Origin of the sequence: Rubrivirga litoralis, assembly GCF_031846415.1 — a bacterium.
In the GTDB taxonomy this organism is placed as follows: Bacteria; Bacteroidota; Rhodothermia; order Rhodothermales; family Rubricoccaceae; genus Rubrivirga; species Rubrivirga litoralis.
This window is the reverse complement of sequence record NZ_JAVRHT010000006.1, coordinates 81,862-95,212: the sequence shown is the minus strand read 5'-3', so window position 1 is coordinate 95,212 and position 13,351 is coordinate 81,862. Positions and strand designations below refer to the sequence as shown.

Genomic DNA, 13,351 nt, shown 5'->3' with positions numbered 1-13,351 from the left:
GCCGCCCCGCCCACGCGTCGTACGGGACCGCGGGCGGGGCGGCCGGGCGGGGCGGGCTACTCGCCCCGCTCGAACACGAGGGCCGCGCTGTCACCCGTGCGGAGGCGGAGGCGGTCGCCGTCGACGGCGTAGCGCTCCGTCTGGCCCAGCGTGGCCAGGAAGCGGCCGCTCAGCGACGGCCCCGGGCACGCGGCGAGCGTGGCGGCCGTCTGCTCGAAGCCGATGCGGCCGCCGTCTTCGGCCTCGTAGCGGCCGGAGTAGGCGTTGCAGTCGGCGCGGCCGTTGAAGCGACCGTCCGCCCCGAGCGTGAGCGTGAGCGTCTCGTCGGCGCCGGGCGCCACCGCCCCGCCATCGTGCGCCTCGATCTGCACGAGCCGCCACGTCGGGCCGACGAGCGCGCTGGCGACCGCCGAGGAGTCGGCGGCCCCCGCCTGCACCACGCGCACCTTGAGCCCGTCCGCCGACGCCCCCTGCGTGAGGGCGGGCACGTCGGGGTCCGTCACCCACTGGAGCGCGCCGCTGCCGTCGCGGATCTCGGCGTGGACGACGTAGCGGCGGCTGGAGTCGATGCGGGCGGGGTCGTAGCGGAGCGTGAACGAAACCGGAACCGACCGCCCCTCGACCGCGATCGTCTCTTCGGCGAGCATCTCGGCGGCGCCCGCGTCGTCCAGGCGGACGTGGACGACGGCGTCGGGCGGCAGCGCGATGCGGGGGAGGTAGAACACCTCGCCGGTGAGCACGGCGTCGGACTCGGCCGCGCCGGGCTCGGCGGGCACCCGGCCGTCGGCGCACCCGACCAGGGCGAAGAGAAGAACGGCGACGCAGACGGAGAGCGGGCGCATGGCGGTAGAGCCGGAGAGAGGGCACTCGGGGAAGCAGAGCAACGGGCGGCGTCCGCCGAACGGTGCGCCGCCCCGCCCGGACCGCGTGCGGGCGGGGTGGCCTCGCCGGTCCGCGACCGCCCCGCCGCTACAGTCCGAGCGCCTTCGCCAGCCGCGCACCGCGGAGCGTCACCGACGGCACGACAACGACGTTCTCCGTTCCCCGGAGCGGGGTGGGGCTGTAGAACACGCCGACTTCGGGGCTGACCGCGAGGTCGGGCCACCCGAGCCGGGCGCCGAAAAAGCCGCCGACCGCCGGCTGCGTGTTGAGCGCGTCGCCCGAGAACGGCGTGAGGTCCTGCACGCGGGCGCCGAAGTACGGCGTCACGCGGCGGGCGAACGACAGCGGCCCCGGCGAGGCGACGACCGTGCCCTCGATGTGGAGGTGGCTCGTCCCGACGACGCCGCCGCCGACGATGAAGGCCGCCCCGCGGTCGGCGCCGGGCGCTCCCAGAAACTGGCGCTGGTACGTCGCCACGATGCTGCCCAGGCCGAGGATCTGGAAGCCCACGTCGGAGCGGTCGTCGAGCCCGAGGCGCGCGCCGTTGCCGATCATGAGCTGCGCGCCGCCCGGCCGGTCGTCCTCGTCGAGCGAGCGGTCCTCGGACGCGATCTGGAACACGACGCTGGGGCGGACCTCGCGGGCCGGCGTCGTCGCCGGCGTCGTCCCGACGGCGTAGGGGACGCACGCGGCGAGCGCGGGCACGAGGCAGGCGAGGGCAAAGAGGCGAAGGCGCACGGCGGGGCGGTCCGGGGGGAGGCCAAGCTACGCCGCCCGACCGCCCCGCCCCGCCCGCGCGTCGAGGAGGAGAGGACGGGGACGCCGAGCAGCGCCTCCGCCCCGCGCTACGACCGGAAGCGGCGGACGAGCGCGTCGATCTCGCCCTCCGGCAGCGGCAGCGCGTCCGCCCCGCCCCGCTCCTCCGGGCGGGGCGGCCCCTCTCCCACCCCGCCCCGCTCGGCGCGGGTAGCTGCGCCATCCTGACGGGTGGCTGCGCCCACCTTTCGGTTGGCTGCGCCGACCTCCTGGTTGCCCGCGCGGGCGACGAGCCGCGCCTCGATCTCGTCCATCCACGAACCGTCGCCGGACGGGTGCGCGGCCGCGCCGTTCGTGCGCTCGGGGCGGGGCGGGGTGGCGCGGGCGGGGCGGGCGCGCTCCGAGCGGGCGCGCTCGGAACGGGCGGCCGAGCGGGGCGGGGCGGCGCCCTCGGCGAGCGGCTCGCCGTGGTCGTCGTTGAGCGGGGCGGTCTCGAACGCGACCCGCTTCAGGTTGACGAGGTGGAGCGGCGTCACGTTGTCGCTCGTGATCGAGCCGCCCAGCGTGCCCGGCCCGAGCGTCATGGCCGGGAACAGGTCGGTCGTCATGCCGACCGAGCCCAGCGCGGCGACCGTGTTGACGACGATGCGCATGGACGGCTTTTTCAGCGCGAACTGCTCGATCACGCGGTCGCTCGTGGCGTGGAGAGCGAGGGTGTGGCCGATGCCGCCGAACTCGAGCACTTCGAGGCACCGCTCGCACCCGGCCTCCCAGCCGTCGGCGACGTAGAACGAGAGGATGGGCGAGAGCGTCTCCATCGAGAGCGGCTCGTCCGGCCCCACGGCGTCGACCTCGGCGACGAGCGCTCGGGCGCCGTCGGGGACCGAGAAGCCGGCCATCTCGGCGATCCGGCGCGGGCTCTGGCCCACGAGGTCCGTGTTGAACCGGCCGCCGGGCTTGATGATGGCCCGGAGCTTCCGGGTCTCCTCGTCCGAGCACACGTGCCCGCCCCGCTCGCGGAGCGCGTCGAGCATCCGCGAGCGGACGGGGCTGTCGGCGACGACCGAGCGCTCGGTCGAACACAGCGTGCCCCAGTCGAACGAGGTGCCCGTGAGGACGTCGGCCGCCGCCTTCTCGACGTTCGCGCTCCGGTCGACGTAGACCGGCACGTTGCCCGAGCCCACGCCGTAGGCCGGCTTCCCCTTCGAGTACGCTGCGCGCACCATGGCCCCGCCGCCCGTCGCCAGGATGACGTCGACGTCCGGGTGTTCGAGGAGCGCGTCGGTCCCCGCGATCGTCACGCCCGCGTCGGTCCGCCCGAGGCAGGCGAGGAGGTGGGGGGGCGCGCCGGCGTCGGTCGCGGCCTGGGCGATCACGTCGAGCGCCTCGGCCGTGCAGCGTGCCGCGCGCGGATGCGGGCTCATGACGATCCCGCACCGGGCCTTGAGCGCGATGAGTGCCTTGTAGAACGCCGTCGCCGTCGGGTTCGTCGACGGCACGAGCGCCGCGACGACGCCCATGGGCGTGGCAACGGTCCAGACGTTGCCGTCGTCGCTCTTGCCGACGATGCCGGCCGTCCGCATCCCGTCCATCTGGGCGGCCAGCGTGCGCGTGGCGAACAAGTTTTTCTGCTCTTTCGACTCGGGCCTCCCGAACCCGGTCTCGTCGTGGGCCAGCTGGCCCAACCGCTTCGCCTCGGCAGCGCCGGCCTCGACGCACGCCGCGACGATGCGGTCCACGTCGTCCTGCGTGGCGGTCTTAAATTGCTTCTGGGCGGCGGCGGCGGCCTGCGCGGCGTCGCGGGCTTCCTGGATCGAAACGAGGTCGGCGTCCATCGGTCGCAAGGGTCGGGGGCGGGGCGGTGAACGTACGGACGGCGGCGCTGTGCCGGCCGCGTTACGAAGTCGCCCCGGCATCGGTCGAAGGTTCCCGCCCCACCCCACCTCCCGCGCGCCCGGGCGCGGGTCCACCCCGCCCCGCCCGGCGGTACGGCGTTTGTCGTCGGTCACGCGGACCCCTCCCCTGCCCATGTCCTCCGTCCTCACACTTTCGCCCTCCGGCCTCCCTGCCGTCGACCGCCAGTGGGGCGGGTTCGACGCCGGCGCCACGTACCTCCTCGTGGGCACCGGCGGGGCGGGGCGGTCCGCGCTCCAGGCCGCCCGGGCGACCGTCGACGGGGGGGGCGCGTGCCTCCTCCTATCGCCCCGCTCGCCGGACGAGCTCGCCGAGACCGGCCGGGGCGTCGGGTTCGACCTCGCCGCGGCCCACGGCTCGGGGCTCCTCCACCCCCTCCGCATCCCAACGGCCGCCGCGCTCGCCGAACGTGGGTCGGACGACCTCGAAGCGGCCTACCGCGGCCTGATCGGCCTCGTCCGCTCCCAGTCTCCGGCCCGCGTCGTCGTCGAAGACGCGACGCCGCTCGTCCAGTTCGACTCGGCCGAGCGCCTGGAGGAGGCGTTTGCGGGCCTCGCCGCGAGCCTCCGCGCGCTGGGGTCGACGCTCGTCGTCGGGCTCGGGGCGCCGGCCGACGGCGCCTCGGACGAGGCCCTCGACGTCGTGCGCCGCGTGGCCGACGGGGTGGTCCGGGTCGGGGAGGACGGGGAGCTCACGCTCGACCCAGCGCCCAACGCCGCCCCGCCCGACGACGAGCGGGTCGGGACGCCGTTCCTGTCCGAAGTCGTCTTCGACGCGCCGGCCGACGGCGCCCGCTCGGGCGGGGCGGTGAGTCCTCAGGGGGCGGGTGCCAAGGCCGCGCCCGCGCCCCCGGCCGCCGTCATCGCCCCGCCCGCCGTCGACCCCGCCCTCCTCCACGCCGGCGACGGGCTGCCCGGAGTCGACCCTGCCGACGCGCTCCTGGAGCAAGGCTACCTCGCCGACTCCAGCGGCGACGGTCAGAGCTCGCCGCCGGCCCCCGCCCCGCCCGCAGTGGCTCCCGCCCCGCCCGAGCCGGCTCCCGAAAGTCCCGACGCCGCGTTCCGCAGCGCCCTCGCCGATGCGTTCCAGGCCCGGAGCGCCGACGCCCCGTTCCTCGTCGTCGCCGTGCGGATGGAGCCCGCGGCGCCCGAGGCCGCCCACTTTGCGGACGTGGCGGCGGCCGTCGGCCGCTCGCTCCCCAACGCGGCCCACCTGCTGACCGACGACGACCGCAAGCGCCTCATCGTGCTCCTGCCGGCGGCCGGGGCCGAGGCGGGCCAGGCGCTCTTCGAGGCGCTCCGAGCCGACCTCCGCCAGTCGGTCGGCGCGCCCGCCGAGGCCACGCTCCGCGCGATCTCGGCCGTGACAATTCCCGACGCTCAGCCGTTCGAGACGCCCGCGGACCTGATGGCCTACGCCTTCGACAGCTAGCGGGCAGCGGGGGCAAAATGCACCACCCTGCCCGCGCCGGGGGCGGGGCGGCCGTCGTAGCGGCGTTGCATGCAACGCCGTCGGGCCGCGGCGCCCGGGCGGGGCGGATCCGTAGGGACACCACGCGTGGTGTCCGCATCGGGCACACCGCCCTGCCCGCAAGACGTGGGGCGGGGCGGGCGCAGTCTGGGGCACACCGCCCGCCCCCGGCGCGCACGAGGGACGGGCCGCGACGGGCGGGGCGGCTCCTACAGCCCCTCGGCCTCCTCCCCCCGCGCCGTCATCGTGTACCCCGACTGCACGCGCGGCGTGACGAGGAGCTCGGCCACGTTCACACGCTCCGGCGCGTGCGCGCAGTAGACGACGGCGTCGGCCACGTCGTCGGCCGTGAGCGCGTTCGTGTCGGCGTAGACCGCGTCCGCCCGCTCGGCGTCGCCGTCGAAGCGGACGAGCGAGAAGTCGGTCTCGACCAAGCCCGGCGAGACGGCCGTCGCGCGGAGGGGCGTCCCGTGGAGGTCCACCTTGAGGCCCTCGTTGATGGCGAGGAGCGCGTGCTTGGTCGCGCAGTAGACCACCCCGCCCGCGTAGACGGCGTGGCCGGCCGTCGAGCCGATCGTGACGACGTGGCCCCGCCCGCGCGCGAGCATGTCGGGCACGAGCGCGCGGATCCCATTGAGGACGCCCTTCACGTTCGTGTCCACCATCTGGTCGACCTCCCTAGAGGTGTTCTCCCACACCGGCCGCAGCCCCTTGGCGAGCCCCGCGTTGAGGACCGCCACGTCGACGGCGTCGAACGGGGCGGGGAGGTCGGCGACGACGCGCGCGTGGGCCTCGGCGTCGGTCACGTCGAGGGCGACGGCGAGCGCGGTGTCGTCGCCGTGCGCCGCGTTGAGCTCGTCGGCGAGCGCGGCGACGCGGTCTTCGGAGCGGGCGGCGAGCACGACGCGGTCGCCGGCGGCGGCGAAGGCGCGGGCGCAGGCGGCGCCGATCCCGGCGGAGGCGCCGGTGATAAAGACGACGTGGGGCATGGACGGGGCGGGGTCAAGAGAATGGAACGTGAGCACGCGCTCCACCCCGCCCGTGTGCCCGGGCGGGGCGGAACTGACCCCCGCGTCCGCCCTGGCCGCGCGAGCGGGGCGGCTAGCGCGACGTGAGGAGCACCAGGCCGACCGCGCACGCCGCCACGCCGGCCCACTGCCGCACCGTCAGCACCTCGCCAAAGGCCAGCAGCCCGATCGCCACGAGCACCGCCGCGACGGCCGCGTTGACGCCCAGCGAGGCCGTCGAGATCGGCCACCCCGCCCGGTAGGCCAGGAGGTAGCCCGCCTCGACGCCGAGCGCGCCCAGCCCGATCCCCGCCGCCTGGCGCCACGCCACGCGCACGCCGCCGGCCACGTCCGCCCCGCCCCAGACCACGACGCCCGCGCACACGGCCGCGCCGACGGCGTACGCCAGCCCGACCACGACGAACAGCGACGCCCGGTCCGGGACCGACTTCTGGGCGATGTGGTAGACGACGGCCCCGGCCACGGCGAGCGCCAGCGGGAGCGGGGTGGCCGTCACGCGGCGTAGTCGTAGAAGCCGCGGCCCGACTTCCGCCCGAGCCGCCCCGCCGTCACCATCTTGCGCAGCAGCGGGCACGGCCGGTACTTGTCCTCGCCCAGCTCGCGGTGCAGGACCTCCATGATGGAGAGGCACACGTCGAGGCCGATAAAGTCGGCCAGCGTGAGCGGCCCCATCGGGTGCGCCATGCCCAGCTTCATGACGGTGTCCACGGCCTCGGGCGTCGCCACGCCCTCCTGGACGCAGAAGATGGCCTCGTTGATCATCGGCATGAGCACGCGGTTCGAGACGAACCCGGCCGCGTCGTTGACCTCGACCGGCGTCTTCCCCAGGCTCTCGGCCAGCGTCTGCACCGTCTCGTACGTCTCGTCCGACGTCGCCAGCCCGCGCACGACCTCGACGAGCTTCATGACGGGGACCGGATTGAAAAAGTGCATCCCGATCACTTGCTCCGGCCGGTCGGTCGCCGCGGCGATCTGGGTGATCGAGATGGACGACGTGTTCGAGGCGAGGATCGCCGTGGGCGGGGCGGCGTCGTCGAGCTGGTCGAAGATGCGGGCCTTGAGTTCGGCGTTCTCCGTCGCCGCCTCGACCACGAGGTCGGCGTTTGCCACGCCCTTGACGAGGTCGGTCTCGGCCTTCAGGCGGTCGAGCGTCGCGGCCTGGTCCTCGGCCGTGATCCGCTCCTTGGCGACCATCCGCCCGAGGTTCTTGTCGATCGTGGCGCGGGCGGCGCCCAGCCGGTCGTGGTCGAGGTCGACGAGCGTGACGTCGTGGCCGGCCTGGGCGAACACGTGGGCGATGCCGTTGCCCATCGTGCCGGCGCCGATAACAGAGAGGTTCATGGTGTGGGGGGACTGGGGACTACAAGGGACTGGGGACTGGAAGGGTGCTCGGACTGGGCTCCCCCAGTCCCTGGTCACCAGTCCCTAGTCCCGCTCCAGGATCATCGCCGTGGCCTCCCCGCCCCCGATGCAGATGGCGGCGAGGCCGCGCTTGGCGTCGGTCTCCTTCATGGCGTGGAGGAGCGTGGTCAGGATGCGGGCGCCCGACGCGCCGATGGGGTGGCCGACGGCGACCGACCCGCCCCGCACGTTGAGCTTCTCGTCCGGGATGTCGAGCGCGTCCTGCGCGGCGAGCGCCACGACGGCGAACGCCTCGTTGACCTCGAACAGGTCGATGTCGTCCATCGTGAGCCCGGCCCGGTCGAGCACCTTGCGGACGGCCTCGATGGGCGCCGTCGTGAACTCCATCGGCGCCTGGCTGTGCTGGGCCGACGCGACGACGCGCGCGAGCGGGGTGGCGCCGTTCGCCTCGGCCCACTCGGACGAGGCGACGACGAGCGCGGCGGCGCCGTCGTTGATCGTGCTCGCGTTGGCGGCCGTGACCGTGCCCTCCTCGGAGAACACGGGCCGGAGCGACGGGATCTTGTCGAAGTTGGTCCGCGCCGGCTCCTCGTCCGTGTCGACGACCGTGTCGCCCTTGCGGCCCTTGACGGTCACCGGCACGATCTCCTGGGCGAACGCGCCATTCTCCGTCGACGCCTGGGCGCGGCGGTAGCTCTCGACCGAGAACGCGTCCTGGCGGTCGCGCGGGACGTTGCACGAGACGCCGCAGGCGTCGGCCGCGACGCCCATCGCCACGCCGTCGTAGGCGTCGCGGAGGCCGTCGTGGAATAGGCCGTCGACGAGCTTGCCGTCGCCGTAGCCGTAGCCGTAGCGGGCCTTGGGGAGGTAGAACGGGACTTGGCTCATGTTCTCCATGCCGCCCGCGACGACGACCTCAGCGTCACCGGCGCGGATGGCCTGGTCGGCCAGCATGACCGCCTTCATCCCGCTCCCGCACACCTTGTTGATAGTCATGCACGCGACGGACTGCGGGAGCCCGGCGCCGAGCGCCGCCTGCCGCGCCGGCGCCTGCCCCTCGCCGGCCGTGACCACGTTGCCCAGGATGACCTCCTGGACCTGGTCCTTGTCCACCCCGCCCCGCTCCAGGGCGCCGGTGATGGCGGCGGCACCGAGGTCGGGGGCCGAGACGGTCGAAAGCGCGCCGCCGAACGAGCCGACGGGCGTGCGGGCGGCGGAGAGGATGACGGACTGGGGCATCATACGGCGGGGCTAGAGGGCGGGGCGGAAGCGTTTCCGACAAGCTATCCCGCCGCCCCGCCCAACGGTTGACGGACGGGTGAAGGCAGCGGGCAGCGGGCAGCGGGCAGCGGGCAGCGGGCGCAAGATGCACCACCCCGCCCATGCCGCGGGCGGGGTGGCGGTTGTAGGGGCGACCGGCGGTCGCCCGTGGGCGGGGCGGGCACGCTGGCGGGGCGGATTCGTAGGGACACCACGCGTGGTGTCCGCATTTGCGGGCAGTGGCCACCCCGCCCGCGCCGTGGGGCGGGGCGACACCGGACGCCCCTCCCCTACCGCCCCGCCGGCACGTCCTGGCTGAGACAGTGACACGCACCCAGGCCCCACACGAGGTCCCGCGCCGGGATGCGCGCGACCGGTCGGTCGAGGACGCGCTCCAGGACCGCCGCCGCCCGGTCGTCCTCGGGCACGCCGAACGACGGCATGAGCGTGGCCGCGTTGGCCACGAGGAAGTTGGCGTAGCTCGCCGGCAGCCGCTCGGCCGCCCCGCCCCCGGGCGCCCCGCCCTCGGGCGTGTGGAAGAGCGCCGGCGGCATGGGCAGCTCGACGACCTCCAGGCCGCGCCCGTCCCGCCCGCGCCACGCCCTCAGGCGCGCGAGGTTGTCGGCGAGCGGCTCGTGGTTGGCGTCGTCCGGGTCCGGCTCGACGGCCGTCACGACGGTCCGCTCGCCCACGAACCGCGTCATGTCGTCAACGTGGCCGTCCGTGTCGTCGCCGGCGATCCCGTCGCCCAGCCAGACCGTCTCGGTCACGCCCAGGCCGTCGAACAGGACCCGCTCAACGTCGGCCTTGCCCATTCCCGGGTTCCGGTTCGGGTTGAGGAGGCAGCTCTCGGTCGTGAGCGCGAGGCCCGCGCCGTTGACCTCGACCGACCCGCCCTCCAGCACGACCGGAAAGGCGACGCGCTCGACGTCGTAGGCGGCTGCCATCGCCGCGGGGACGGTGTTGTTCCGCTCGGTCCGGTCGTACTTGCCGCCCCAGGCGTTGAACACCCAGTCCGTCGCGAGCCGCCGCCCCGCCCCGTCGCGCACGAAGAGGGCGCCGTAATCGCGGACCCACTCGTCGTCGGTCGGCACGACGCGGAGGCGGACCGGCGTGCCGTCGCCGCTCGCCACCCCGCCCGCGCGGAGCCGGTCGGCCACGGTTGCCGCGTGGTCGTCCGAGAGCACGCACACGTTGACCGTCTCGCCGTGCCGGAGCGCGTCGATCATGGCGACGTAGGCCGGCTCGACGGCCTCGGCGAGCACGACGCCGGGCCACGTGTCCTGGCAGTGCGGCCACGTCAGCCACGTCGCCTCGTGGCGGTCCCACTCGGCGGAACGGCGGTACCCGAGGGCGCCGGGCGTGGGCGGGGTGGGGGTCATAGACACGTCGGGGGTACGAGGTACGGGGTGCCGGGTACGGCCTGAGGCCGCCCCGCCCGCCGCATGGGCGGGGCGGGGCGGGCCGTCCGTACCGGCGGCGTTCGGTGCGGGCGGGGCGGCGTACCCCGCACCCGGTACCTCGTCCCCCTCACCGCCCGTAGCGCTCGGTGACGCCGCCGTAGGCGTCGACGCGGCGGTCGCGGAGGAACGGCCACCCGTGGCGCTGGTCGCCGATGGCGCCGAGATCGGCCTCGACCACGAGCACGCCCTCCTCGTCCTGCCCGAGCTGGCCCAGGACGCGGCCGTCCGGCCCGGCGACGAACGACGAGCCCCAGAACTCGATGCCCCGCCCCGCCCGCTCGGCGTCCGGGTCGTCGAGCGTGACCGGCTCGAAGCCCGTCCGGTTGACGGCGACCACGTAGACGCCGTTGGCGATGGCGTGGGCGCGCTGGGCCGTGATCCACGCCTCGCGCTGCGCCTCGCCGTGCTCGTCCTTTTCGCCCGGGTGCCAGCCAATCGCGGTCGGATAGAAAAGAACCTCGGCGCCCTGGAGCGCCGTGAGCCGCGCGGCCTCGGGGTACCATTGGTCCCAGCAGACGAGCACGCCGAGGTCGCCCTTCGAGGTCTCCCAGTTCAAAAACCCCAGGTCTCCCGGTGCGAAGTAGTATTTCTCGTAATACAGAGGATCGTCCGGGATGTGCATCTTCCGGTACTTGCCCTGGTAGCCGCGCGGCCCGTCGATCACGGCCGCCGTGTTGTGGTAGAGCCCGCGCGCGCGCCGCTCGAACAGGCTCGCCACGACGACGACATCGAGCTCGGCCGCGAGCGGCTCCAGCGCCTCGGTCGTCGGCCCGGGCACGGGCTCGGCCCAGGCGAACGGCTCCGGGCTCTCGGTCTTGCAGAAGTACGGCGAGAGGAACAGCTCGGGCAGGCACACGACGCCGGCGCCCCGCCCGGCCGCCTCGCGCACGAGGTCCTGGGCGCGGGCGAGGTTGGCGTCGCGGTCCGTCGTCATCGACATCTGGACCAGGCCGATCTTCAAGGGGTCAGGCAAAACGGGTAAAGAGTGAGGAGTGACGGGTGACGGGCAGGAGGAGGACGGGCGGGGCGGCGAAGGGCCTTTTGCCCTTTACTCGTTACCCGTCACCCGTCGCTCGCATCGAGGTACGTCGAGGCGTCGAACAGGGCGCGGTAGTCGGCGAGGATGGCCTGGGCCTGCTTCGGGCGGACCACCCCGCCCTTCGTCTTCTCGCGGAGCAACGCCTGCACGCGCGTCTGGAGCTCGGACGGGAAGTACTGGACGCGGGCCAGCATCTGCTCGACCGTCGTGCCCGGCAGCGTCTCCTCGACGTAGTAGCCCGAGGGCTCCGTCTCGTCGAGGTAGACGTGGGCCTCGGCGACGCCGCCGAACAGGTTGTGCGCGTCGCCCAGGATGTCCTGGTAGGCGCCGACGAGGAACACGCCGAGCCGGTACGGCCGCCCCGCCCCGCCCTCGCCCCCGATGTCGTGGACTTCGAGCGCGTGCTTGTCGCCCTCAGGCGAGACGAACCGGGCCACCTCGCCGTCCGAGTCGCACGTGATGTCGACGAGCCGCGCGCGCCGCGTCGGCCGCTCGTCGAGCCGCGCGATGGGGACGATGGGGAAGCGCTGGCCCAGCGCCCAGTGGTCCATGAGCGACTGGAAGACGGAGAAGTCGCAGAGCACCTGGTCGGCGAGCGCGTCGCCCAGCGCCTCCAGCTCGGGCGGGGTCCAGTCCGGGTCCGCCGCCTCGACGCGGGCGTGGACGGCCCGGCAGACGGTCCAGTACAGGCGCTCGGCGAGCGCCATCGGCCCGATGTCGAGGTAGCCGTACTGGAACAGGGCCTCGGCCTTTTCGCGGGCCTCGGTCGCGTCGTGGACGACCTCCAGGAGCTCGCCCAGCCCGACCGCCCCGCCCGCCGACGCCCGGAGCGCGTCGAGGTCGCGGACGACCGGGTGGGCGTCGGCCGGGAGCGCGAAGTCGTCGGCGACGCCCGGCTTCTCGGTCTGCTCGAGCGCGTCCACCACCAAGACCGAGTGGTGCGCCGTGACCGCGCGGCCGTTCTCGCTCACGAGGTGGGGCGGGGCCACGCCCTCGGCCTCGCACACCTCGCCCACCGCGTAGACGATGGCGTTGGCGTACTCCTGCATCGAGTAGTCGACGCCGCCCCGCCCCGCCCCCAGCGGGAGCGCCTCGTAGTTCACGCCGAGCCCGCCGCCCACGTCGAGGTACGGGATCTCGAGGCCGCGCTTCGTGAGGTGGGCGTAGACGCGCGTGATCTCGCGGACGGCCGTCTTGAGCGCGCCCACGTCGCCGATCTGGCTGCCCACGTGGAAGTGGAGGAGCCGGAGCGCGTCGGCGCGGCCCGTCGCCAGCAGGCGGTCGGCGACGTCGACGACCTCGGGGAGCGAGACGCCGAACTTCGAGAGCGTCCCGCCCGACTTCGTCCACGGCCCCGGGGCCACGGCCGAGAGCTTGACGCGGAGCCCAAACCGGGCCGGCTGCCCGGCCGCCTCGGCGAGCGCGAGGAACTGGTCGAGCTCGGCCGTCTTCTCGACGATCGGGAGCACGCGCCGGCCCAGCCGCTGGAACGTCAGGATGAGCCCGAGCATGGCCGCGTCCTTGTATCCGTTGACCAGGCACAGCGTGTCGTCGGACTCGAGCCGCGGGAGCGTGGCCACGAGCTCGGTCTTCGACCCGCACTCGAGCCCGAACCCGTACGGCCGCCCCGCCTCGACGATCTCGTCGACCACCTCGCGGAGCTGGTTCACCTTGACCGGGTAGACGCCCGTGTAGGCGCCGCCGTAGCCGGCCTCGGCGATCGCCGCCTGGAACGCTTCGTTGAGCTGGCGCACACGCGTGTCGAGCAAATCCTGGAACCGGACGACAGCCGGGAGCCGCAGCCCGCCGGCGACCACCTCGTCGACGACGGCGGCCAGATCGATCTCGCCCTCGCGCCGCGGGTCCGGCCGGCAGACGACGTGGCCGGCGTCGTTGACCCCGAAGTACCCCTCGCCCCAGGCGCCCATGTGGTACAGGCCGACGGCGTCGGCGGGCGCCCACGCGGCCTCGGGCGGGGCGGTCTCGGAAACGGTCGGGGCGTCGATCTGCAACGGCGGGCGGGGCGGGGTGACGGGGCGCTCGGACGCGAGCGGGGCGGGGCGGTTCGGGCGGGGGCACCGCCCCGCCCGAGTCGGGAACGAGGCGCGCGTGGGGCGGTGGGAATGCACCCCCCGTTTGTGCGCCGGGAGCGAGGCGACCTGCCGGAAAGCGGGGGG

General features: G+C 74.5%; 11 protein-coding genes. 1 reads left to right on the top strand and 10 read right to left on the bottom strand.

Going from position 1 to position 13,351, the window contains the following annotated elements:
• Window positions 1-56 precede the first annotated feature (56 nt).
• The 3 genes from RM540_RS04290 to RM540_RS04280 form a co-directional block, all read right to left on the bottom strand.
• A complete protein-coding gene (locus RM540_RS04290) occupies window positions 57-842 on the bottom strand; it encodes a YbaY family lipoprotein (protein WP_311662297.1) in 786 nt (261 codons plus the stop codon).
• A 127-nt stretch (window positions 843-969) separates the two neighbouring features.
• Window positions 970-1,620, bottom strand: coding sequence for a hypothetical protein (locus tag RM540_RS04285; protein WP_311662296.1), 651 nt, complete (start codon window positions 1,618-1,620; stop codon window positions 970-972).
• Between the two features lie 107 nt (window positions 1,621-1,727).
• Window positions 1,728-3,473, bottom strand: coding sequence for an aldehyde dehydrogenase family protein (locus RM540_RS04280; protein WP_311662295.1), 1,746 nt, complete (start codon window positions 3,471-3,473; stop codon window positions 1,728-1,730).
• Between the two features lie 193 nt (window positions 3,474-3,666).
• On the opposite strand from RM540_RS04280, the gene RM540_RS04275 reads away from it, so the two are divergent.
• A complete protein-coding gene (locus tag RM540_RS04275) occupies window positions 3,667-4,983 on the top strand; it encodes an ATPase domain-containing protein (RefSeq protein ID WP_311662294.1) in 1,317 nt (438 codons plus the stop codon).
• A 248-nt stretch (window positions 4,984-5,231) separates the two neighbouring features.
• On the opposite strand, the gene RM540_RS04270 is transcribed toward RM540_RS04275, so the two are convergent.
• The 7 genes from RM540_RS04270 to speA form a co-directional block, all read right to left on the bottom strand.
• A complete protein-coding gene (locus RM540_RS04270) occupies window positions 5,232-6,011 on the bottom strand; it encodes an SDR family NAD(P)-dependent oxidoreductase (protein WP_311662293.1) in 780 nt (259 codons plus the stop codon).
• Between the two features lie 112 nt (window positions 6,012-6,123).
• Window positions 6,124-6,546, bottom strand: coding sequence for a hypothetical protein (locus tag RM540_RS04265; protein WP_311662292.1), 423 nt, complete (start codon window positions 6,544-6,546; stop codon window positions 6,124-6,126).
• Window positions 6,543-7,391 (bottom strand): 3-hydroxybutyryl-CoA dehydrogenase, encoded by an 849-nt coding sequence (locus RM540_RS04260; protein WP_311662291.1) that lies wholly within the window; start codon window positions 7,389-7,391, stop codon window positions 6,543-6,545. Before RM540_RS04260 ends, RM540_RS04265 begins: the two co-directional genes overlap by 4 nt.
• Window positions 7,392-7,475: 84 nt before the next feature.
• Entirely contained in the window at window positions 7,476-8,654 is a 1,179-nt protein-coding gene (locus tag RM540_RS04255) for a thiolase family protein (protein ID WP_432280801.1), read from the bottom strand.
• A gap of 308 nt (window positions 8,655-8,962) precedes the next feature.
• Entirely contained in the window at window positions 8,963-10,054 is a 1,092-nt protein-coding gene (locus RM540_RS04250) for an agmatine deiminase family protein (RefSeq protein ID WP_311662289.1), read from the bottom strand.
• Between the two features lie 148 nt (window positions 10,055-10,202).
• On the bottom strand, window positions 10,203-11,108 hold the full coding sequence (locus tag RM540_RS04245; RefSeq protein WP_311662288.1) for a carbon-nitrogen hydrolase: 906 nt from the start codon (window positions 11,106-11,108) through the stop codon (window positions 10,203-10,205).
• A gap of 89 nt (window positions 11,109-11,197) precedes the next feature.
• Window positions 11,198-13,303 (bottom strand): biosynthetic arginine decarboxylase, encoded by a 2,106-nt coding sequence (speA, locus tag RM540_RS04240; RefSeq protein WP_311662287.1) that lies wholly within the window; start codon window positions 13,301-13,303, stop codon window positions 11,198-11,200.
• Between the last annotated feature and the right edge of the window lie 48 nt (window positions 13,304-13,351).